Raw genomic sequence first — 23,735 nt, forward strand, 5'->3', positions numbered from 1 at the left:
CCCAAAAAACTTGGAGAATTTAACGATTAAAAAGTGGAGAAAAAATAATTTTAATCAATTTCAATAACCTGACCATCTTCAGGAATAAACACTTTGTCTTCAAGCTTGTTTTTAATTAATTCTGACTGAAGTTGTGCTCTAGTAGTCGGGCAATGATTTACTGCTTGTAGGTGATTTGCAATTACTTTTGATGGAGAATTTCTAACAAATTTTAGAATATCGTTCATGGTCATAAGCAAAGGCTTAAAAATGTCTAATTGAGCTGTTCCACAAGCTAATACACTTATTTCTGGTTGATATTGCTTCAAAACCTTATCCACATCATCGGTATAAATGGTATCAGAACTTAAATAAATAGACTTCTCGTTAGGTAATTCAATATAAAAGCCCATAACGTTTCCCATAGGTTTGGCTACAAAACCATAACCATGCATCGCCGGAATACCTTCGATTGTTCCTCCTAAAAAATCACTTTTTTTCCAATAATCAATGACCTGTAGTACGTTCAAGCCCCGTTTCTTTAATTCTTTCTCATCTTTAGAACTACAAATTATAGCCAGCTTATTCTCTCTTAAGAAATCTTCAGCAACCTTATCTAGGTGGTCAGGATGCAAATGCGTAATTAAACAATGTGTCGCTTTGTTTACAATCTCCATTGCGTTATTTGGAAGATCTACAATGGGGTTTCTTCGTGGCTTAAATCTAAACAAGGTAAATGAGGGCCCTGCAGTTCCCTTTTTTCCTAGCATAGGGTCAATTAGAATAACTTTATCATTGGTCTCTATGACCATAGTTGCGTTTCTCAAATGATGAATTCTCATTATCTAAATTTTAGACCCAAAATTGAGTAGTAAAAGAAAAAAAAGCATTGATTTCAATCAAGAAATACGTCTTCGTATTCTGCTTAAGGTTTCGGGAGTTATATTCAGATAAGATGCAATATGGTATTGCGGAATCTTTTCTAACCAATTGGGTTTATAAATGAATAACTCTTTGTAAAGTTCATCAGCAGTTTTTGTAATTCTATTGAATTCTAAAAGTTCTTTATGTTTCAAAAGCCTCTGAAATGAGAGATCGATAAAAGACTTTCCGCATTCATATTTCTTCAATAGTTCATAAAAAGGTTTTTTGTTGATTACCAGTAATTCAATGGCCGTTAAGCTCTCTTGATTTTTGTTGGTGTTGATATTGTTATTGAAGGAATATAAATCTGTAATAAATTGTGGTTTGGTATAAAAATTAATGTTCGTTTCTTTTTCTGTAGTAGCATAATATTCTCTCACGGAACCTGAGTTTAGAAAACGGAGTTGTTTTTCTTTGTTTTTTGCCATAAGAATTTGTGTTCCCTTTCTAAAATGTTCGACTTCAAATGATGAGAGTAGTTCATTAAGGCCATCCTGGTTTAGAGGGTATTCTGTTTCAAAAAACCTGGCTATTTCTTTGAATTGAAGCTTCATTACTTTGTGGAGTAGGTCTTTTAATATTCTAAAAATACTACTTTTTAAATCAAGCTATCTTTTAATAAAATAAAGACCTTATCTTTTGTTAGAGGGGGTTAAACCTTACCATCCCATAAATTGCCTCCTAAAATCTTGGGCAGTACATCCTTTTTGTAATGACGACTCATAGGAATCTTATGCATTTGTATTTGAATCTCATGTTTGGCGACACCTTCAATCTTATCTAATGCAATGACATATGATTTGTGTACTTGCGCGAACGCGGCTGTGCTTAATTTTTCAACCACATTTTTTAAGGAAAGTAAACTTACATACTTGCGCTTGTTTGTATGGATAATGACATAATTCTGCATGGCTTGTACAAAAAGGATTTCATCATGATAAATCTTCTCGTATTTACCATCACATTTAATAAAAAAGCAACTGCGTTCCTCATCTTTTGAGACTGGAACACCCTTTTTTTGTAATAATTCTAATTGTTGCTTGGCCTTTGTTGCAGCAGTAAAAAAGCGATTAAAAGAAATTGGTTTTAAAAGATAATCCAGCACATTTAAATCAAACCCTTCTATAGCATAGTTTGGAAAAGCCGTAGTTAAAATAGTCATGGGTGGAGTGGGGTTAGATTTCAAGTACTCCAGCCCGTTCATTAAGGGCATTTGAACGTCTAAAAACAGTAAATCAATCTGATTTTCTGCCAATAATTGGGGAATTTCCAGGGCCGAAACACCGGTACCTACATCATTCATAAAATCGACCTGACCAATGTAATTTACAATACATTCTCTTGCCAATGGCTCATCATCAATAACAATGCAGTTCATCATCCGCTAACTTTTTTTAACGATATAGCAGTCTTCTGTTCTAATTTTAAATTTAAGGTCACCGTATGAATGTCTTTTCCTTTTGTTATGAGCAAAGCGTGTTCGTTGGGATAAATAATCACCAACCGTCGTTTTACATTATTAAGGCCTAATCCGCCGTAAGCCACTCCTTCGGGTAAGGTATGCTGTAATTCAAAATTGGCGCTATTGATTAACTCAAAATGTAGATTGTTTCCATCTAAGCTAATCTTTAATTGAATCCATTTTCTGAGTTCTTGGTCTTCAGATAGGTGTTTAAAAGCATTTTCAATAAAGGGTATTAAAATAAAAGGTGCAATAGTGAGTTCATCGTCTACTTTTTGAATATCGGCCTTGAGCTCAAAATTTTGATTTTGCCGAAGACTTTCCAACTCCATAAAGCTTTCAATATATACCAGCTCATTTTTCAAAGGAATTTTATGACTATTGCACTCATAAAGTTGATACCGCAACAGACTGGAAAACTTTACCAAAGAATCGGAAGCCATTTTTGGGTTTTTATTGATGAGCACAAAAATGGAGTTGATGGTATTAAACAAAAAATGGGGATTGAATTGTGATTTCAAGAATTTCAATTCAGTCTCCAATTTTTCTTTTTCCAAAGCTTGTTGCCTTTTTTGAGAAGCTACCCAAATTTTGGTCAATTTTATGCTTAAACCCAAGGTAGTAGCCCCAACACAAGAGGGCAATGTATTATGTTTGAATATGGTAATGGGAGTCTCAGGGGAGATATTGTACAACTCGTATACTGATTCATTAGCTATTATTGCTGCTAAATAATAATTAGCCGTTATCGCTGCAGCCATCAGTATAATTACCCCAATTATTGAAAGAAAGAATGCTAGGTATTTCCCTTTTTGTAAAAACTTCGGAATCAGAACGTACAGACAAAAATATACCCCTAAAGCCTGATATACTACATATCCTAAAAACTTCACGACGCCATATGGCACCATTATAGATTCAAAGACTACAGAAATACTCCCTGTAAACAGGGTCCACCAGGCAAAGTGATAAACCGCCCAGAATAGCACGTGGTGTATTTTGTAGCGCTCTAAAAAAGAGGTGACTTGTGTTAAACTGTTTGCAGTCATAATTCGTTAAAAAGGAACTTTAAACAACAAGATACAACGGTTAGCGGCCATTATCAAACGGGGTATTTCGCAACTTGATATCAGGTCACGAATACTTGACGAAATACATTTTCTCGGATTATGAGCACAATTCAGTATAAAAACCCGTCATTTCTTCTGGTGGTAAAGTAATAAGACCCGTATGTCATTCTCTTTTTCAAGACGATTTTGATTCTTACTACTTGCGGTCAAATTTGTATCAATGAAATCATATATTCTAGTTTTAGTATGCTGTTTGGCCTCTCTTGAATTGTTATTCGGTCAATTAGCGGGTTCCGTGGTCGATGTTGATGGTAATCCAGTTTCATATGCCAACGTCATGATCTATAGTGTTCCAGATTCCGCCTTGCAAACAGGAGTTATTACTGATGATGATGGTGTTTTTGTTATAGATTATGCAAATCAGGGTACATTTATGCTCCGTATAGACCTTTTATCTTTCAAAACTTGGAATTCTGAAACGTTCACCATTTCTGGTACTGATTTCAAAAAGGATTTTGAGACAATTATCTTAGAAGAGAAAGTTACCTCGCTACAAGGTGTTGAAGTTAGGGGACAACGAAAATTAATACAGCGCACCAAAGAGGGAAACATCATCAACGTGCAGGCAAGTGTCATGACCCAAGGCAGTACAGCACTGCAATTGTTAGAGCGTTCTCCAGGCGTAATTCTGGATCAGTACAACAATACCTTTTCACTAAATGGTAAAAGTGGCACGCTGATTATGATTAATGGAAAGGCGCAACGCATTCCAATAGCAGATTTAATTGCCATGCTCAACGGAATGAGTGCAGATAATATTGAAAGAATAGAATTATTGACCAATCCTTCTGCACGATATGATGTAGATGGTAATGCGGGTATCATCAATATTGTAATGAGCAAGAATGAAACCCTGGGCATTCGGGGTAACCTTAATTTAAGTACTGGCTATGGTAGAGGCGTTAAGCAAACAACAGGACTTTCCCTTAATTATGGGGGTGAGCGCTCCACGATATTTGGCAGTTACACCTTCTCTTATGACGATACTTTTAGCGGATTTAGAGGGGTGGGTGTAAGTGAAATTCCTGTTTTGGGAGGAAATACCGCTATCGACTTTACCAGTAGGAGACAACAGATAAATCGAAATCACAATCTCAATGTAGGCTATGAATACCAATTCTCAGAAGCTTCTTCATTTGGGGCAAGTGCCTTGCTCAATCAATCTAGGCCTTTGGTTATGACCCGAAATTTAGGTTTTTACGATTTTATTATTGACCCTTTTTTAGAGGCTCAAATACGTCTAAATGGTGATGGAAACCTAAAGAATTTAACTTCTTCCATGTATTACGAAAAGACTGGGGAGAAGAATAGTTTTACAATCACAGGAGATTACATCAATTACAATAGCCAAACCCCTAACCAAGTAAATAGTGAATATTTTGATGAAAATGGCGACCCTTTTCAACCCGAAAGTGAAATCTACAATAATGGAAATCGTGGCTTTAACGAAACTGATATCAATGTAGGAGTACTAAAGCTAGATTATAAAGATAGTATCAACGAAAAAGCCTCCCTAGAAGGAGGTATAAAAGGGTCATTATCCAATACTGTTAATGACGCGCGTATTGAAGTTTTGGAAGGAGACGAATTTGTACCTGATGACCGATTTATAAGTACGTTAGAAAACAAAGAAACCATTGGCGCGGCCTATGTCTTGACCGATTATAGCATTTCTAAAAAGTTGAAGGTGCAGTTGGGTTTACGCTATGAATATTGGGACCAAGATTTTGATGATAATCCGCTTGACCGAAGTTTTGGAAAACTGTTTCCATCCTTTTTTGCTACGCATGCTTTTTCAGATACGACTGCACTTAATTTTGCTTATAACAAGCGTATTGCAAGACCCAATTATTCCGATTTGGCCTCCTTTTTGATTTATAACGGACCTACTTCGGTATTTAGTGGAAACCCACAACTATTGCCTGCCATCACCGATAATATTAGTCTTACCTATAACAACAAATCGTTTAGCATCTCATTATTGGCGGCTAATGAAAACAACCCCATTGCTCGTTTTCAAATAACGCGAAATCCTCAAAGTAATCTTGCCGTAGTTTCTCCCGTAAATATGGAGTATCAGCGGAATATCGATGTACAAACCAATATTCCCTTTCGAGTTGCCCATTGGTGGGACATTAACCTTAATGGCACTTTGGGTGTTAGAAAGTTCAAACTGTTGCATACCGATGAGCGTATAACCCATGATTATGTGCACTATAATTTTAATGGAAGCCAAACCATGCGATTGCCTGCAAGCCTGTCATTAGAAATATCAGGCTGGTATACCTCACGGCATTTTAATGGCAGTACGAGAAATGGGGGTTTTGGCATTTTGAATGGAGGTATAAAAAAAGAATTTAAAAACGGTAGTAGCCTACAATTTGCTGTAACTGACATTTTTCAGAGTTTGGATATTGGCTTTAAATATGGCACGCTAACACGAGAAGCGTTTGGAGATGTATTTACCGGAACTTACAGCCCAGAATCTGGTTTTTCACGCATTTTTAGAGTGAGTTATACCTATCCCTTTGGGAATAATAAAGTAAAAGAAGCTAGAGGTAAATCAGGTGCGGATTCTGAGAAATCTCGATTATAATGTTTTTATGGGATAAAATGCAATGGAAAGAGTAAAGTGTTGTAGATAAAGGGGGAAAGTATAAAGTCAAAAATATTGAAGGTTGGCCTAATTGTCATATCTAAACCTACTTATAAATGCTTTATCTAGTTTTCATGTTAAGATTGAAGTAATCAACCTTTTCGCCTTTTCCAATGGTCGATTCATAAAATTTAACAGCTTGTTTATCTTCAGAGTGTGCTTGAACAAAAATTGTTTCTATTTCATGCTGTGAAGCATATTCTTTCAAATAGTTGACCAATGCTTTTCCAATTCCTTGATTATGAAGATTAGTTTTAACCGCTATATCATAAATGTGCAATTCACTTTGATCAGTATAGTATCGCTCTAATTCATATGCGGTTAACCCACCAACAACTAAATCATTTATTATTGCCACTACTGCATAAAAATCTGACTGCATTAATAGCTTCTTCAATTGCTTTTTGGAAGCAATCAAATTCGGTTCTTCGAAAACCTCGTTTAGTAATTGCACAAGGTTTACGAACAAGTCTAAATTATTCTTTTGAAGTCTTAAAATTTTGAAACTGTTTTTCATTTGAGTTTAATTGTACAATCTTAAACGGCAACAAGTTACTATTTTCTATTGTCTCAAATATTAAAATTAAAATCAAGGTTTATTCTTCATAATGCAACCCTTCCTTTTTTGTGTTGTCTCTAAGTATTGAAAATTATCATCAACCAGCCTGCCATATTGGTAGGTCAAATTCAATCAAGAATGAACAGACAAAATACCAAAGACCCATATGAACGCTATACCATTTGGTTGATATGGGGACTCTTCTTAGTAAGCGCATTGGCTATGGGCCAAAACAACTACACCATTAGCGGTACTATTGCTGATATAAGTAATGGAGAAACCCTTTACGGGGCTTCCGTTTTCTTAAAGGGCACCACCATTGGTGGCGTCACTAACGAGTATGGGTTCTATTCCATTACCGCCCCACAAGGCGACTACATTTTAAATGTGTCTTATATGGGCTACCAAGAGATCAATGCCAACATCACCTTATACCGTGACCAAAAATTGGATTACGAAATTTCAGAGAATTCTACCCAGTTAGAAGAAGTGGTGGTCACCGCTGAAGAGCCAGAACGGGCTTTACTGCGCAAACCAGAGATGAGTGTGCTAAAACTGAATATTGGTACCGTAAAACAGATGCCAGTGGTTTTGGGTGAGGTAGATATTTTAAAATCGCTACAAATGCTGCCAGGGGTGACCAGCAATGGTGAGGGTAGTGGGGGCTTTCATGTACGTGGTGGCGCCTCTGACCAAAATTTGGTTTTGCTAGACGAGGCCATTATTTATAATACCTCGCATATGTTTGGCTTCTTTTCAGTTTTTAATGCCGATGCCATCAAAGACATGAAATTGTATAAAGGGGGAATTCCTGCTCGTTTTGGGGGTCGAGTTTCTTCTGTCCTTGACGTACGTCAGAAAGATGGGAACAATAAAAACTTTGCTGCGACTGGTGGAATCGGAATTATCTCAAGCCGATTAACGCTTGAAGGTCCTACGTTTAATAATAAAGGCTCTTTCTTAATCGCGGGCAGACGCTCCTACGCCGATTTACTTTTAAAAATAGCTGGTGAAACCAATAGTGTGAGCTTTTATGACCTGAATTTAAAATCTAACTACAGTATTAACCCAACGAACAAGCTGTTTTTATCAGGTTATTTTGGAAGAGATGCTTTTAAACTGGGCAATAGTTTTGATAGCAGTTACGGTAACACTTCGGGGAACCTACGCTGGAATCATATTTTTAATGACCGTCTTTTTTCAAACTTATCAGCAATTGCCAGTCGTTATGATTATGATTTAGGTTTTTCGATGGAGGCCTTTGATTGGAAATCGTCTATCACCAATTATAATCTCAAATACGATTTAAAGTATTACCTGAGTAACCAATTTAAATTAGATTTTGGGGCAAGCGGTATTTATTATGATTTTGATCCTGGGCAGGTGAATCCTACTTCAGAAACTTCAGCAGTAAATCCTTTAAAACTAGACCGCAAAAAGGCCATTGAAACGGGATTGTATGTAAATGCTGAACATCAATTATCTTCAAACCTAACCGCACAATATGGGTTACGTTATAGTGCATTCACAAGGTTAGGTGGGCAAGCTTTAACGGATTATGCAAATAATCAACCTGTAGTTTACAATCCTACGCTCGGTATTTATCAACGTGGTGTTGCCATCGGTGAAACTGATTTTGCAAAAGGTGATGCCATTGAAACCTTTGGAAACTTTGAACCTCGTGTTTCGTTTTCGTACTTGTTGAATGAGGCATCTTCAGTAAAAGCAGGCTATTCTAGAACAGCACAGTACATTCATTTACTTTCGAACACCTCGTCGGCAACCCCTTTAGATGTGTGGACACCGAGTGGCAAGTTTATCAAACCACAATTGTCTGACCAATATGCGCTAGGTTATTTCAGAAACTTTAAAGATAAAATGTATTCTATGGAAGCCGAGGTCTACTATAAAACGGTGGATAATAGAATAGATTATATAGACGGATCAGACCTTATTGGGCAAAACACTATTGAGACTGAAATTTTAAATGGTGAAATGCGCGCCTACGGTTTAGAACTTTTATTCCGTAAGAACGAGGGGGATTTTACAGGTTGGATTGCCTATACCTTGTCAAAATCAGAGCAGCGCACTCCCGGCGACACTGCAGGTGGTTTGGGTATCAATGACGGGGAATGGTATAATGCGGTTTTTGATAGAACCCATGATATTTCCATCTCTGCTGCGTTTCGTTTAAATGATAAATGGAGCTTTGGCACTAACTTGGTTTTTCAAACCGGGCGACCAGTAACCTATCCGAATGGGCAATATCAATATGAAGGGCTCTCGATTGCGAGTTATGCACCTCGAAATTCTGACCGATTGCCAGCGTATCACCGTTTAGATTTATCTATCAACTACAAACCCAATAAAAAGCCTCAAAACCGCTTAAAGGGAGAATGGGTACTCGGAATTTATAACGCCTACAACAGAAGAAATGCAGCTTCCATCTCCTTCGGTCAAAATGCGGAGACCGGAGCCAATGAAGCTACCCGGACCGCCATTTTCGGTATCGTACCATCACTAACCTATAACTTTAAATTTTAAGACATGCGAACGTATATCAAATTTTCATTAATCATTGTACTGGCTTTTCTAAGCTCTTGTACTGATGTCATAGATGTGCCTGTCCAAGAAGGTCCAACACGATTAGTTGTTGAGGCTTCTTTAGACTGGGAGAAAGGAACCCAAGGAAATATACAAACCATAAAACTGAGTGAGTCAACCCCATTTTTTGATACCAATACCCAAACGGCTGTTACGAGTGCAAACGTAACTGTCACAAATGATAGTAGTGGAGATGACTTCATTTTTGAGCACCAGTCCAACGGGGAATACTTAACAACGACTTTTGAACCGGTTATTGGACAGTCTTATACCCTACAAATTACCCATAATGGCGAATCATTTACAGCTACTGAAACCTTAACGGGCGTTACTGAAATTACTGATGTTTTTCAAGATCGCGAAGATGGTTTCGAAGATGATGTTTTAGAGGTACATGTAACATTTACGGATCCACCGGAAGAAGGAAATAACTATCTGTTTAAGTTTCAGCGCCGAGGTGATTTGCTGCCTGATTTGGAAGAAGCTGATGATGAGTTTGTTAATGGGAATGAAATTGATTGGTGGTATGAGATCGAAGAAAATGAAGATGAAAACGTACTCCCTTTTCTACCAGGTCATGTTGTTAATATAGAAATGTACGGTGTTTCTAGAGCTTACTACAACTATATTGATATTTTAATTGATCAAATTGGGGGTGTCGGACTCTTTGAAGCCACTCCCGTTGCTGTAAAAGGCAATTGTATCAATACAACAAACGCTGATAACTATGCCTTTGGATATTTTAGATTATCCGAGGTAGTTAGAACCAGCTACACGTTTATAGAAGATTAAGTTTAGGTTTGATTGATGTTTGGAAAGTGTCGGGTTTCTAGAGCCTGACGCTTTTTTACTACCACCAAACAACAAACAACTTCTCTAAAATACCATCAGGTTTTTTTATCCAAAGCATTGGCGCCTTCTCTTGGAGCATTCTAAGATTAATGTCAAGTAAGATATTGTAATGTGAAACATACCCTCGATTTTCAGAAGGAGCCATGACCCATTCTTGCTTAAAAGGAAGATAATATTCCCACTTATTAAATTCGGTAGTATTAAAATCATTAAACCTAATCCATCTTCCTTCAATACAGTTTTTGTTTAAGGGTCTTATGGAAGTTGAACTTGTACCGTAGAGAGAAAACAGTTGTGCCTTAAAACATGCTTGTTGTTGAACTGTGTCAAGATTCAATTGTATACTTTTAAGCTCTTCATGGAGTTCTTCGTTAAAGAGTAATGGAAATTGTTTGTTTTTTAGTTTGTCGAGTTTAGTGTAGAACATATCTCGTCTATTTGGCCCCATTAGGCGGTGAATAGGTTCTGTAATTTCAGGATTAATGATGTAAAATTTATAGGCTAATTCAATATGATAGCTGATTTTACTGAACTCATGGCGAACTAAAAAATCTAATTCTCCAACCCTCACGTTTCCCTTATCAACTAAAAGGTTCTTTGCAAGTAATTCCCATTCGTTGGAAAACTCGATGAATTGTTCAAAAACATGTTCCATTTTGTGTCCTAGACGAAGACGTTCTGGAATTGGTGAAGCTTGAAAATTATTAAAATTAATGTCAGGAAATTCAAATTGAGTGACACCAAATTGTTCATTGACCCACAAAGGTTTTGTCTTGTAAAATCCTAAACATAATTGTTGATTCATTATTACAAACTTAAACGAAACCGTTAAGGTTTCTTTAAAGAAAAGGTCATCAATACAGAATGTGTTAATTTTATATAATGGCTATAAATATGAGAAAGGGCTTTCGTTTCACTCCTTACGAAGCTCCTAATTTATCCCCGTTTGATAAGCTTTTTGAAATTTTTCAAGAACTGATAACACATACTTCAGGTGATTTTGATGAAGCTATTGACTGGTTACGAGAATTGGATAAAGAGTACGAATTAACTTCTGATGATTACACCATTGAAGATTTTATTGAAGATTTAAAGGCCAAGGGTTATATACGAGAGGAGTTTGAAGATGGCGGAGGTAAAATGGGTAAGGAAGGAGACCAAGGAGATGAAGGTGGTGGTAAAGGCAGTATTTCTATTACGGCGAAATTAGAACGAATGATTCGTCAACGAGCCTTAAATCAAATTTTTGGTAAAATAAAGCGTAGTGGTTCTGGAAATCATAAAACGGGAAAATCTGGTAGAGGCGATGAGCATACAGGTGAGTTTAGAGAATACCGATATGGTGATGGTTTGGACAGAATTTCTATGACTGAAAGCATTAAAAATGCACAAATTAATCACGGCATAGGTAATTTTATGTTGGATGAAGGAGACTTGGTTGTTGAAGACACGCAATATAAAGCGCAGATGAGTACCGTGCTTATGATTGATATTAGCCATAGTATGATTCTCTATGGTGAAGATCGGATTACCCCTGCAAAAAAGGTGGCAATGGCTTTAGCTGAACTTATTACCACACGATACCCAAAAGACACCTTAGATATTTTGGTTTTTGGTAATGATGCATGGCCCATTCCTATTAAAGATTTACCTTATTTAAAAGTAGGACCTTATCACACTAATACTGTGGCTGGCTTGCAACTTGCTATGGATATGCTTCGTAGGAAAAGAAATACCAACAAACAAATTTTTATGATAACTGATGGTAAACCAAGTTGCTTGCGAATGCCAGATGGTACGTATTACAAAAACAGTGTTGGTTTAGACGAGTATATTGTAGAAAAGTGTTATGCAATGGCCTCGCAAGCAAGAAAACTACATATACCAATTACCACATTTATGATTGCCGAAGATCCTTATTTAATGCAATTTATTAGAGAGTTTACCCAAGCTAACAAAGGAAAAGCTTTTTACACGGGTCTTAAAGGATTAGGAGAAATGATATTTGAAGATTACGAGAATAATAGAAGAAAAAGATTAAAAGGATAAATTGCCTGGAGCAAAAAATATGAAAATAGAAAAGATTAAAACATTAGGGCAGTTAAAAACTGCAGGTTACGAATCTAAGAGTATCAAAGATGAGTTACGAAACAACTTAATTGAAAAAATTAAAATTAACGAGAATGTTTTTGAAGGCGTGTGGGGTTATGAGAATTCTGTAATTCCAGAATTGGAAAGAGCTATACTTTCTCGTCATAATATTAATTTGTTAGGATTACGAGGTCAGGCAAAAACCCGTTTAGCCAGACTAATGGTGAACTTATTAGATGAATATATACCAGTGGTTGAGGGCTCTGAAATTCACGATGACCCTTTATCGCCCATGTCTCGTTTTGCTATTGAATTAATTAAAGAAAGGGGTGAGGACACGCCCGTTTCTTGGTTACATCGTAACGAACGTTTTTATGAAAAATTAGCTACACCAGATGTAACGGTGGCAGATCTAATAGGGGATGTAGATCCAATAAAAGCTGCCAATTTAAAATTAAGTTATGCTGATGATCGTGTAATCCATTTTGGTATGATACCAAGAGCAAACCGTTGTATTTTTGTCATTAATGAATTACCTGATTTACAAGCTCGAATTCAGGTTTCGTTATTTAATATATTACAGGAAGGTGATATACAAATTAGAGGTTTCAAATTAAGATTGCCATTAGATTTGCAATTTATATTCACTGCCAACCCTGAAGATTACACAAATAGAGGAAGTATTGTAACGCCTTTAAAAGACAGAATAGGTTCTCAAATATTGACACATTACCCTGAGGATATTGAGATAGCGAAACGCATCACAAAACAAGAGGCCAATTTAGATTTACGACAATCTGATTTAGTGCATGTACCAGAATTAGCGATGGATTTATTAGAGCAAATAAGTTTTGAAGCTAGGGATAGTGAATATGTTGATGCAAAAAGTGGAGTGAGCGCACGAATGAGTATTACAGCTTTTGAAAACTTATTGAGTACTGCGGAACGTCGAATTTTAAAATCAGGGGAGCAAGATACTAGTATAAGATTAGGTGATTTTATGGGAGTGATACCAGCTATAACTGGTAAAATAGAACTGGTTTATGAAGGGGAGCAGGAAGGAGCTGCATTTGTTGCCGAAAACCTCATGGAAGATGCTATTAAAACCATATTTCCTACCATTTTTCCCAAGATAAATAAGTTGGAACGCAAAGACGCTGAAACCCCATACGATGAGTTGGTTTCTTGGTTCTTTGATAAAGAGACTCTAGAATTACTTGATGATGACAGTGATTCAGAGTATAAAGGAAAACTAGACGCTGTTAGCCCATTAAATCAATTATTAAAAGAACATCATCCTGATTTAGATAAAAAGGACAGTTATTTTATTAAAGAACTAGTGCTTTGGGGACTTGTGGCACATAAAAAATTAAGCAAATACCGCATGTCAGACGGTGTTCGTTTTAAAGATATGTACGGAAGTTATATTAGCGGACTATAAATAACTTAAAGGATTGACGATGGACTATTACTTTTTTGATAGCCATCGTTTAATTTTTTGAGTTTCTTACCAAGGGCATTACCTTAAAATAAGTTAAACTTCTCCAAATCCATTCTAAAGGCCCATAATAGAAGTGCTTTAGCCATAATTTACTAAGCCACATTTGTCCTGCGATCACTACTAAAGCCATCAAAAAAACATAAGTATTGGGTATTTTGGTTAAATATCCAAGACCCCAACCGAAGAAAATATAAGTTCCTATTACGCTTTGTAAGAAATAATTGGTCAAGGCCATTTTTCCGTAAGGAATAAATTTTTCTAAGAACTTTTGTGATTTGCTCTTTTTATAAAGAATAACAAAAAGTGCTACAATTAAAACCGTCAAAGAAACATTCATTAAATCAAAAAATGTAAGGCCTAGCATTGATGTCCAAGAGTTGAATTGAACATCTGGCCCCATAGCTGTAAAAGTCGCAACCATGGCAGCAATAGACACCCCTAGAAGAATTAAAGCACCTACCCAAAGCTGTTTGGTGAGCTTTGTTTCTGAGAGATAGTTTTTGAAAAATTCTATTCTTCCAATAAAAAGCCCAAGAAGAAAAAATCCAAAGGTTAAATACCCTCTCGAGAAAACGCCAAATTGAAATTCAGCTTTACTCAAGTTACCTTCAATCGCATTAGAGGTAAAAACTTCACTCAATGTACCATTCTGTAACACTTCATAGTATGCAGCAATAAATGGACTCTCAGGGCTTAATTCTTCTTTCATCAATAAGCCTTCACCATTTGTAAAATAAAAAACAATAAATCTGCCGAGACCAAGAAATAACAGCGCTGCAAAACCAATAATCCATTTGTTATTAATATTAAAAAATGGAATTAAAAAAACACCTAAAAACGCATAGAGCGTCAAGATATCACCTCTGTAGAACATGCTATGAATAAATCCAATAGCAAAAAGAATAATTAAACGCCAAAAAAAGCGTCCTCCAAAATTTAATCCACGTTTACTGCTGTTGTCCATTTGAATGAAAAAGCTTAACCCGAAGAGGAAAGAGAAAAGCGCGAAAAATTTACCTCTAAAAAAGAAACTTACCAACCCATCTATAATTTGATCTAAAACTGAAGGTGTCATTGTTTCTATAACGCTCATTGGTAAAGGAGCGGCGACAAAGTTCTCTAACATATGGCAGAAAACTATTCCTGCTAATGCAAAACCTCTAAGGGCATCAATAATTTCAATTCTTTTAAAAGTTGTTGATTTTTGTGCAGTAGTTTCCATTTGACGAGTTGATTGATGATGTAAATAAGACTGAATATTAATCTAGACGTTACACTTTAAAGGTAGTTTATTGTTATTAAAATCTAATTCTTAATATTTTTTGTATTTTCAAAAAAATAGTTGGCATGCCATATTGGCTTTACATTCTAATACTAATCGCAGGAATTTATTTAGTAATAAGTTTATTACTTTATTTTTTTCAAGATTATTTTTTATTCAAACCTGAAAAACTTTCTAAAGATTTTCAATTCTACTACGAAAATCAGGAAACGGAAGAATACAATATTGAAACTAGAGACGGAGCTATCATTAACGGTCTTCGTTTTATGGCCAAAGATCCTAAAGGGGTGGTGTTCTATCTAAAAGGAAATTCAAAAAGCATTAAAGGTTGGGGTAAGTTTGCAGTTGATTTCACACGGCATGGGTATGACGTAGTTATGGTTGATTATAGGGGCTTTGGTAAGAGTACCGGTCGAAGAACACAAAAAGCTGTAAAACGAGACATGCAAGTTGTATACAATAAGCTTAAGGACAAGGTTGATGAAAAATATATCATTCTTTATGGTAGGTCTTTGGGTTCCGGTTTTGCAACTAAGTTAGCTTCAATGAATAACCCGAGAATGTTGATTTTAGATGCTCCTTATTACAGTTTAAGTAAAGTGGCGAAAAAATATATACCTTTTATGCCTTTGTCATTGCTCATTAAATTCCCCATGCCAACCTATAAATGGTTAAAATATGTGAAGTGCCCGATTCACATTATTCATGGAACCGATGACCGCCTTATTCCTTACAAAACAAGTGTAAAACTCTCTCGTATTAACCCTAAAACAACAACTCTACATACCGTAATTGGTGGAGGACATAAAAATTTAAATACGTTTGAACCCTATCACCAAATGCTAACCGAAATTATTCATAGCAAACCTAAAAAAGTGAATCTTGAAGGTTCTAGTATTCATGTAAAACACTCTTCTAAACCCACAAATGCGAAAGTTTAAACGAGTTATTTCCATACTCATTTTTGGCTATCTGTTAATTTCAACTATGCTCTATTTTTTACAAGAAAAATTTATTTTTCTTCCTTCCAAATTAAATCAAGAACATGTCTATCAATTCTCAGAACCTTTTAAAGAGTTTTTTATAACTGCGGGTAATGGGGCCCGATTGAATGGAATTCATTTTAAAAGAGAGACTTCGAAAGGAGTGATTGTATACTTTCATGGTAACGCCGGTGATTTATCACGATGGGGTCAAATTGCCACGTTTTTTGTAAAAAAAGAATATGATGTTATCATTATGGATTATCGTACCTATGGCAAAAGTAATGGAACGCTTAGCGAACAGAACTTATTTAATGATGCACAATTATTCTATAACTATGCGCTTAAAAACTATTCTGAAGAAGACATCATAATTTATGGCCGATCCTTAGGAGCAGCTATAGCCACACAACTTGCTTCAAAAACTACCCCTTCTAAATTAGTATTGGAAACACCCTTTTACAATTTGTATGACGTGGCTAAATATCGATTCCCCTTTTTACCTTTGAAACTATTGTTGAAATATAAGTTTGAATCCAATCAGTATATTAAATCTGTGCATTGCCCAGTTTTCATTTTTCACGGCACAGAGGATGGAGTAGTCCCTTTTAATTCAGGGAAAAATCTTTATCAGTCGGCTAATGACCCAAAAGAATTTATCGCTATTGAAGGAGGAGGGCATAATGATTTGATAGAATTTGAAGATTATACATCAATTATCGATAGTGTTTTAAAGTAAAATAATTTTGAAGAATTAAATCTGACGCTATAATTCTTGTAGTTGATTTTTCAAGATTTTAAATAATTAATCACTTCATCAATAACTTTTTTTGTTCTTAAAATTCTGAAATGACCAGTTCCGTTAATTTCTTTAAATTGAGAAACACCCCAATTTTTATGAACGTTCAAAGACCTTGAAATGGGTATTACTTTATCATCTTTATCATGAATTATAATTGCCTTTTTTACTTTAATCGACTTTACAAAATCACTTACGTTTAATTTCAGAACATCAATACCAGTCTCTATTTCTAATCTATCTATAAGTTTATTTTTTACCTTATTGGTAATACCCACCATTTTAGATACATCATCAATTCGTTCAACAAACTTGTCTGGTGTTGTAAGTAGAACGTATTTGTCAATTTCTAAATCTTGATTATTAAAAAGCGAATAAGTAGTGGCAACCCCTCCAAATGAGTGACTAATCAATTCACGCACATTAAATATTCTAATTAAAATTCCAACCAGTTCTGTGAATTCAAAAAGACTTGTAGCGCCTTTTGAGCTAAATCCATGTGATGGACCATCAAAAGAATAAACAGTATATCCGTTTAATAAAAGCGCCTTAACAATATCTGAAAAATTACCAGCTTGTCCTTCCCAACCGTGAATTAATAGAATTTTTTTCTCTCCACTTTTCCAGGTATATAGTTTAATATTAAAATCCTTAAATGAAAAGTTTTCTTTTTCAGCTTTATTTAATGTCTCTAATTCATTCTCTCTAAGCTTACGAATTTGAGGATTGGTCAATTGATTGTAGGCAAATGTTGTGATTTGATTTGGAAATAAAATTGAAGCAAATTTTACTAGAACTTTTTTCATTTTTTTAAAAGTTTTTTCAAGTTTTCCTGGTACGATTTGGCTCTTGGTTTTAACTGCCTTCATTCAAATAAATGAGATGATAAATACCTATCGCCACGATCACAAACTATGGAAACGATTGTGCCGCTTTTTAACTGTGAGGCCAACCGTAATGCTATTGTTGCCGCACCACCGCTGCTCATTCCTGAAAATATCCCCTCTTCTTTGGCAAGACGCTTGGCCATGGCCATGGCCTCCTTTTCATTTACATAAAGTATATCATCGACTTTATTGGGGTTATAAATCTCAGGAACATACTCTGGAGCCCATTTTCTAATCCCTGGTATTTTAGCACCTTCTTCAGGTTGGACTCCGACAATTTTTATATCTGGGTTTTGCTCTTTTAAATATGTAGAGGTTCCGGTAATGGTTCCTGTAGTTCCCATGCTTGAAATAAAATGAGTTACCTGACCTTTTGTGTCTTTCCAAATTTCCGGCCCAGTCGTTTCATAATGTGCTTTCCAGTTATCATCATTACCGAATTGGTTGAGCATAATAAATCCTTCTTTATCGACTTTTTGTTTGGCATAATCTCTAGCACCTTCAATACCGATATCTGCCGATGTTAAAGTAACTTTAGCTCCATAAGCTCGCATGGTCTGAACTCTTTCAACAGTCGAATTTTCAGGCATAACTAGTTCAATTGCTAAGTCGTACATACTCGCTACCATTGCCAATCCAATGCCTGTATTACCGCTAGTGGCTTCAATTAATTGAGAATCTTTAGAGAAATCACCTCTTTCTAGTCCTTCTTTAATCATGCGCAACGCAGGTCGGTCTTTTACGCTACCTCCAGGGTTGTGACCTTCTAATTTAAAATAGAGTTTTACATTAGGATTGGTATTCAGCTTTTTAGACTCTACTAAAGGAGTGTTTCCAATTAAATTTAAAACAGTATTATGCATTAGAGGTTGTTTTAATTTTTATTTCTGGAGTATGGTAAACTGTGGAATTTGGAGGTACAGATTTGGTCAACCAGGCATTACCACCAATGATAGAATTTTCACCAATGACCGTATCTCCTCCAAGAATAGTTGCATTGGCGTAAATAGTTACATTGGACTCTATCGTTGGGTGTCGTTTGGTCTTTTGCAATGATTTGTTGACGAATAATGCCCCTAAGGTTACACCTTGATATAATTTGACGTTATCTTTTATTAAAGCCGTTTCACCAATTACCACTCCGGTAGCATGGTCAATAAAAAACGAAGCCCCAATAGTTGCCCCTGGATTAATATCTACACCAGTTTGTCGGTGAGCATATTCTGTCATAAGTCTGGGAACTAAAGGAAAACCTTCTTTATATAATACATTTGCTAAGCGATATATGGCAATGGCGTAAAAGCCCGGATATGCCATATATACCTCTTGAATAGATAGCGAAGCTGGGTCACAATTTAAAATTGCTTCGGCATCTAAATTTAGTTTTTCAAGAATCGACGGAAGTTTTGCAACATAATTTTGCCATACTTTTTTACATGGTTTTTCTGTTTCCCAACAAGCCAAATTGACCAGTTCATCAAATTGCTTTTCTAATTCATTCAGATTTTTTTCAACATCGGTATTGATATCGAATAGTGTATAAAACAGTGTATCTGTAAATTTTTCAGTATAACTTTTTAACCTATAGTCTAAATAAGGTTGTTTTTTATGCTTTTTAAGCTGCTCAATAATGGTCTTATTGGTCATATTTGAAAGTGTCTAGACGTTTCTGTTCAAAATTAGGTATTCTTGAAAACTACGGATATTCAAATTGGTTAACTTTAGCATAAATTATGAGTCATTTGTGATATGTCAAGTTCAATAGTAAAAAAAGACACTTTAGCTTTTCTCAAGGAGCTTGAAGCTAATAATAACCGAGAATGGTTTACTGAGCATAAAGCTACTTTTAAAGCGCACGAATCTGAAATAAAGCTTTTTTACTCTAGTGTCATGGAAAATTTAAATAAACATGACCAGATTGAAAAAATGAAAGTTTTTAGAATTTATAGAGATGTTCGTTTTTCCAAAGATAAAACACCTTATAAAGCTCATTTTGCCGGTTCATTCGCTCGGGCCGGAGTGGAAAGAAGAGGAGGCTATTACTTGCGTATTAAACCAGGCGAGACCTTCATTGCAACAGGTTTTTGGAACCCAAATAAAGAAGATTTACTGCGTATCAGAAAAGAATTAGAAATTGATGCTTCTGATTTTAGGGAAATCATCAATGAATCTTCTTTTAAAGAAACTTGGGGCAGCCTTCAAGGTGAAGCAGTTAAAACTGCTCCAAAAGGTTTTGACAAGGAACATGAAGCGATAAAATTAATTCGTCACAAGCAATTCATTTTTGTGCGAAATTTTACAGACAAAGAAGTAATGTCAAAAGACTTTTTAAAGGTAGTTGATGAATCATTTAAGACTATACGCCCTTATTTTGATTTAATGAGCTCTATATTGACCACAAATCTGAATGGTGAATCCTTAATAGGCTAAGGTTTCTCTTTCAAAAAGCTGTAATTGGTCTTTTAATCGCTTTACCACCATATTCATCATACGCTTATTTAAAGCAGAGGAATTTGTAATATAAAGTTCATATTCTTCCACCGTGAATTGACCAATAACAACTCCTTTCAAAGAGTTTCTAAACTTCACGTCTCTTTGTACCGCATGTTCAATATATTGGAGGCGTTTTTCAAGTCCCAACTCATAAAAAGAATTTTTATGCTTTTTGATGTAGTTTTTAAAAACTGCGATAAATAAAGGGTTTTGCATTTTTAAAATTGGACGAAGCGTTTCGTTTTGAAAGCGCTCATCATCACTCATTTCAATATTGATTTGGGTAGTCTTGATTTCGGGACGAACCTTTAGTAGACTAATTGACCTGTCATTCATAATTAAGATCCTTTGTATAAAATTAAGGCTTGATGGTCTTTAAAGTAATACCAATTCGTTTGAGTTGTCAACTGTTTATAAACAAAAAAACCGTTAAACTAGATCTCTCAAGTTTAACGGTTTCATCTATTTTAAAAGCTATTATTTGCTTTCTAAAAAGGTTTCAAATGACTTCAATTCAAGAGGTTGCTTTTTAAAATACTTTGCTTTCATTTTTGCAAACTCATCTTTTGCTTTCGTAAACCTAGTGGCAATAACCTTTAAGTTTTCTAATTCTGCATTGGAAGGTTTATCGTAACTAGTTGCTAACTTACTGTATAAGTCAGCCATCTTTTCACGTAACTGAGGCTCTGCAGAGCCCACATAGTTATCGCCAGTTGTGATAACTAAAGTCTCTTTTAAACCATTTAGTTTAGAAACTGTTTTAGTATCACCATTAGACTCGGCATTATTTAATATCTCATCAACTTCGTAAACTAAATACGCTAGTTCTTGAGTCATATCATAAAGCTGCATTGTAGTAATGTTTTTCAAGGTTCTATCTTGACTAGTTAATGGCGATTTTTTATCATAAACAAGATTAAATGTATGTTCAAAAGTTTCTTTGCCCTTTTTAAGAACAGCCTTATAAGTGCCTTCAGGTACTTGTGGTGAAGTAAAACCACCAAAACTAAAAGTTTTGCCCGTTGCCACCTTTGGTTGCTTGCGAGTATAATTCCAATTCACAATATTGATACCCTTAGACTTACCTGGCCCTAATTCAGCAATAAGGTTACCCTCCATATCTTGAATCTCCATGGTCATTTTACCAAATGTATGTCGCTTTTTAAGATAATATTTTATTTGAACATCCTTGGTTTTATTGTTACCCACAAATTGGGTCTCACCACCAAAACTACCGGAAAATCCGCCGGTTTCATTGATGACTGTTTCCGCTGTATTGAAAAAATGAACATTCTTATTTAAGACATCATTATTGATGTCACGTAAAGGGGAAATATCGTCGATAATGATAATTCCTCGGCCATGAGTACCCATTACCAAATCATTGGTTCTTTTTTGTAAATCGATAAAATGAACCGCAACCGAAGGCATGTTATTTGTAAATTTTTCCCAGTTCTTTCCGCCATCCATAGTTATGTACAGACCAAACTCTGTACCTAGGTATAACAAATCTGGATTTACATAATCTTCTTGAATATTACGAGCAAAACCTACGACATCATCTGAAATTACTGAGGCCCATGTTTTGCCATAATCCGTTGTTTTGTAGGCGTATGGGTTTTTATCATTCATAGTATGACCATCAAAAACTGCATAAGCAGTTCCCGCATTAAACGTGCTAGCCTCGATATGATAACACCACGTATTAGCAGGAAGTCCTGGAATATTAGCTACAGTATTCTCCCAAGTTTTTCCGCCATCTTGAGTTACTTGCACATTACCATCATCGGTACCTACCCAAATTACCTTCTCGTCTAAAGTTGATTCCGCAATAGTAAAAATGGTCGTGTGGTTTTCTGCTCCAGAATTATCCATTGATAAACCACCTGAATCTTCTTGGTTTTGTTTGCTTTCATCATTAGTAGTTAAGTCTGGTGAAATGATTGACCAGCTGTTGCCCATATCTTCTGATTTGTGCAAGTATTGACTGCCCATATAAAAACGGTCAGGCTGATGTTCACTAATGGCCATAGGCGCATTCCAATTCCAACGTAAATCGCTAACTTCAGAGCTTGGTAAAGGCTGAATAGTTTTCGTTAAATTTCTATCAACATCAATACGCCAAACGTTTTCAGCACCTTGCATTTCAGAGTAAATTATGTTTTTGGTTGGGTGTTTTAAAACACGAAAGCCATCACCAGCTCCTACAGAATTCCAGTCTCTAGCCTGCACTCCTCCTGGAGAAGATGAAGGACCCCACCAAGAACCGTTGTCTTGTAGACCACCATAAATATTATAGGGTTCTGCATCATCAAGACTAATTTGATAAAATTGTGATAATGGTAAATTTTCTACAATTTCCATATTGGTTCCACCATCCCAGCTTCGATAAACACCACCATCTGTTCCTACATACATAATATCAGAATCTTTTATGCTGAAGACCATGTCATGTATATCAGAATGCATATTGCCTAAATTTTTAAAGGTTTTACCACCGTCTCTAGAAATAGAACCGCTCAGTCCACCTTTTACAACAACATCCTCATTTCTGGGATCTACTACAATACGTGAGAAGTAAAAAGGACGTACTGTAATTCCAAAATCATTATTCAATTGTTCCCATGAGGCCCCGGCATCATTACTGCGGTAGAGCCCCTTTCGTTCCTGTTTTTCGGCTTCAATAACGGTATATAATACATTTGGATTTGAAGGAGCCACTGCTATCGCCAATCTTCCTAATTTCCCTTCTGGAAAACCGTTATGAATTTTATTCCATGTTTTACCTGCATCTATTGATTTGTACAGTGCACTGTTAGCTCCTCCAGATTCGAAAGACCAGCCCGTTCTTCTAAACTCCCACATTGAGGCATAAAGAATATTAGGATTGCTTGGATCAATAGCTAAATCGGCACAACCAGTTTTTTCATTTACATAAAGAAGTTTTTCCCATGTTGTTCCAGCATCATTAGATTTATAAACCCCTCTCTCATCACTATCACCCCATAATGCCCCTAAAACGGCAACATAAACTTCTTTTGAGTTGTTTGGGTTTACGATGATGTTTGCGATGCGTTCCGAGTTATCAAAACCCAGTTTTGTCCAGTTAGCACCTCCATCAACTGATTTATAAAGACCATCACCTACAGATACACTATTTCTAGTCCAAGTCTCTCCAGTGCCTACATAAATAGTATTATCTGGATCATTGGGGTCTAAGGCAACCGCTCCAATAGACTGACAATAGTCGTCGAAAATAGGGTTGAACGTTGTACCTGAGTCATTTGATTTCCAAACTCCACCACCGGCAGTACCTGCATAGATGATACGGCTGTTTGTTGGATGATTTTCCATGTCGTTAATTCTTCCACTCATCAATGCCGGACCAATATGTCGAGCACTCATATCACCAAAGAGTGTTTTTCCATCAATAGATTCTAAATTTTGAGCATAGGTGCAGTTAAAAGCACAAAACCCGATTGCAAGACTTGCAAGAAGTAGTTTTCGCATGATTTAGTAATTTAAAAAAAGAG

20 protein-coding genes are annotated in these 23,735 nt (G+C 35.8%); 8 read left to right on the plus strand and 12 right to left on the minus strand.

Features of this window, described 5'->3' with window-relative positions:
• Nucleotides 1-50: 50 nt before the first annotated feature.
• From RM520_RS07480 to RM520_RS07495, 4 genes are all read right to left on the minus strand, one after another.
• Nucleotides 51-821 (minus strand): MBL fold metallo-hydrolase, encoded by a 771-nt coding sequence (locus RM520_RS07480; RefSeq protein ID WP_311387535.1) that lies wholly within the window; start codon nucleotides 819-821, stop codon nucleotides 51-53.
• 57 nt (nucleotides 822-878) lie between these two features.
• The gene (locus RM520_RS07485; RefSeq protein WP_311387536.1) at nucleotides 879-1,457 is read right to left on the minus strand and encodes a Crp/Fnr family transcriptional regulator; all 579 of its coding nucleotides are present in this window, start codon (nucleotides 1,455-1,457) and stop codon (nucleotides 879-881) included.
• Between the two features lie 98 nt (nucleotides 1,458-1,555).
• On the minus strand, nucleotides 1,556-2,284 hold the full coding sequence (locus tag RM520_RS07490) for a LytR/AlgR family response regulator transcription factor (protein WP_311387537.1): 729 nt from the start codon (nucleotides 2,282-2,284) through the stop codon (nucleotides 1,556-1,558).
• Nucleotides 2,281-3,414: a sensor histidine kinase gene (locus RM520_RS07495; protein WP_311387538.1), complete on the minus strand. Its 1,134-nt coding sequence runs from the start codon at nucleotides 3,412-3,414 to the stop codon at nucleotides 2,281-2,283. The genes RM520_RS07490 and RM520_RS07495 overlap by 4 nt, the downstream gene beginning before the upstream one ends.
• 241 nt (nucleotides 3,415-3,655) lie before the next feature.
• On the opposite strand from RM520_RS07495, the gene RM520_RS07500 reads away from it, so the two are divergent.
• Nucleotides 3,656-6,091: a TonB-dependent receptor domain-containing protein gene (locus tag RM520_RS07500; RefSeq protein WP_311387539.1), complete on the plus strand. Its 2,436-nt coding sequence runs from the start codon at nucleotides 3,656-3,658 to the stop codon at nucleotides 6,089-6,091.
• A gap of 121 nt (nucleotides 6,092-6,212) precedes the next feature.
• Here the strand turns inward: RM520_RS07500 and RM520_RS07505 are convergent, their stop codons facing one another.
• Nucleotides 6,213-6,668 (minus strand): GNAT family N-acetyltransferase, encoded by a 456-nt coding sequence (locus RM520_RS07505; protein WP_311387540.1) that lies wholly within the window; start codon nucleotides 6,666-6,668, stop codon nucleotides 6,213-6,215.
• 180 nt (nucleotides 6,669-6,848) lie between these two features.
• Between RM520_RS07505 and RM520_RS07510 the strand changes: the two genes are divergently transcribed.
• Both RM520_RS07510 and RM520_RS07515 read left to right on the plus strand, forming a co-directional pair.
• Nucleotides 6,849-9,254 (plus strand): TonB-dependent receptor, encoded by a 2,406-nt coding sequence (locus RM520_RS07510; protein WP_311387541.1) that lies wholly within the window; start codon nucleotides 6,849-6,851, stop codon nucleotides 9,252-9,254.
• Between the two features lie 3 nt (nucleotides 9,255-9,257).
• On the plus strand, nucleotides 9,258-10,106 hold the full coding sequence (locus RM520_RS07515; RefSeq protein ID WP_311387542.1) for a DUF4249 family protein: 849 nt from the start codon (nucleotides 9,258-9,260) through the stop codon (nucleotides 10,104-10,106).
• Nucleotides 10,107-10,164: 58 nt separating this feature from the next.
• On the opposite strand, the gene RM520_RS07520 is transcribed toward RM520_RS07515, so the two are convergent.
• The gene (locus tag RM520_RS07520; RefSeq protein ID WP_311387543.1) at nucleotides 10,165-10,971 is read right to left on the minus strand and encodes a DUF1853 family protein; all 807 of its coding nucleotides are present in this window, start codon (nucleotides 10,969-10,971) and stop codon (nucleotides 10,165-10,167) included.
• 77 nt (nucleotides 10,972-11,048) lie between these two features.
• Between RM520_RS07520 and RM520_RS07525 the strand changes: the two genes are divergently transcribed.
• Both RM520_RS07525 and RM520_RS07530 read left to right on the plus strand, forming a co-directional pair.
• Nucleotides 11,049-12,215, plus strand: a complete 1,167-nt coding sequence (locus tag RM520_RS07525) for a vWA domain-containing protein (RefSeq protein WP_311385093.1) — start codon at nucleotides 11,049-11,051, stop codon at nucleotides 12,213-12,215.
• Nucleotides 12,216-12,234: 19 nt separating this feature from the next.
• Nucleotides 12,235-13,698, plus strand: coding sequence for an AAA family ATPase (locus tag RM520_RS07530; RefSeq protein WP_311387544.1), 1,464 nt, complete (start codon nucleotides 12,235-12,237; stop codon nucleotides 13,696-13,698).
• 49 nt (nucleotides 13,699-13,747) lie between these two features.
• Here RM520_RS07530 and RM520_RS07535 read toward each other — a convergent pair whose 3' ends face one another.
• On the minus strand, nucleotides 13,748-14,980 hold the full coding sequence (locus RM520_RS07535) for a DUF418 domain-containing protein (RefSeq protein WP_311387545.1): 1,233 nt from the start codon (nucleotides 14,978-14,980) through the stop codon (nucleotides 13,748-13,750).
• A 125-nt stretch (nucleotides 14,981-15,105) separates the two neighbouring features.
• On the opposite strand from RM520_RS07535, the gene RM520_RS07540 reads away from it, so the two are divergent.
• Entirely contained in the window at nucleotides 15,106-15,981 is an 876-nt protein-coding gene (locus tag RM520_RS07540; RefSeq protein ID WP_311387546.1) for an alpha/beta hydrolase, read from the plus strand.
• The gene (locus RM520_RS07545; protein ID WP_311387547.1) at nucleotides 15,968-16,762 is read left to right on the plus strand and encodes an alpha/beta hydrolase; all 795 of its coding nucleotides are present in this window, start codon (nucleotides 15,968-15,970) and stop codon (nucleotides 16,760-16,762) included. The genes RM520_RS07540 and RM520_RS07545 overlap by 14 nt, the downstream gene beginning before the upstream one ends.
• Before the next feature lie 50 nt (nucleotides 16,763-16,812).
• Here the strand turns inward: RM520_RS07545 and RM520_RS07550 are convergent, their stop codons facing one another.
• Genes RM520_RS07550 through epsC form a run of 3 tightly spaced genes read right to left on the minus strand, consistent with a single transcriptional unit; the run spans nucleotide 16,813 to nucleotide 19,356 of the window.
• Nucleotides 16,813-17,628, minus strand: coding sequence for an alpha/beta fold hydrolase (locus RM520_RS07550; RefSeq protein ID WP_311387548.1), 816 nt, complete (start codon nucleotides 17,626-17,628; stop codon nucleotides 16,813-16,815).
• A 59-nt stretch (nucleotides 17,629-17,687) separates the two neighbouring features.
• Complete coding sequence (gene cysM / locus RM520_RS07555; protein ID WP_311387549.1) at nucleotides 17,688-18,572, minus strand: cysteine synthase CysM; 885 nt, start codon at nucleotides 18,570-18,572, stop codon at nucleotides 17,688-17,690.
• A complete protein-coding gene (epsC, locus tag RM520_RS07560) occupies nucleotides 18,565-19,356 on the minus strand; it encodes a serine O-acetyltransferase EpsC (protein ID WP_311385099.1) in 792 nt (263 codons plus the stop codon). The genes cysM and epsC overlap by 8 nt, the downstream gene beginning before the upstream one ends.
• Before the next feature lie 102 nt (nucleotides 19,357-19,458).
• On the opposite strand from epsC, the gene RM520_RS07565 reads away from it, so the two are divergent.
• Complete coding sequence (locus RM520_RS07565) at nucleotides 19,459-20,139, plus strand: DUF2461 domain-containing protein (protein ID WP_311387550.1); 681 nt, start codon at nucleotides 19,459-19,461, stop codon at nucleotides 20,137-20,139.
• Here RM520_RS07565 and RM520_RS07570 read toward each other — a convergent pair.
• Nucleotides 20,128-20,538 (minus strand): glyoxalase, encoded by a 411-nt coding sequence (locus tag RM520_RS07570; protein ID WP_311385101.1) that lies wholly within the window; start codon nucleotides 20,536-20,538, stop codon nucleotides 20,128-20,130. The two genes, RM520_RS07565 and RM520_RS07570, sit on opposite strands and share 12 nt — an antisense overlap.
• Nucleotides 20,539-20,679: 141 nt before the next feature.
• Nucleotides 20,680-23,712, minus strand: coding sequence for a WD40/YVTN/BNR-like repeat-containing protein (locus RM520_RS07575; protein WP_311387551.1), 3,033 nt, complete (start codon nucleotides 23,710-23,712; stop codon nucleotides 20,680-20,682).
• Between the last annotated feature and the right edge of the window lie 23 nt (nucleotides 23,713-23,735).

The organism is Croceitalea vernalis (assembly GCF_031846405.1).
Classification (GTDB): Bacteria; Bacteroidota; Bacteroidia; order Flavobacteriales; family Flavobacteriaceae; genus Croceitalea; species Croceitalea vernalis.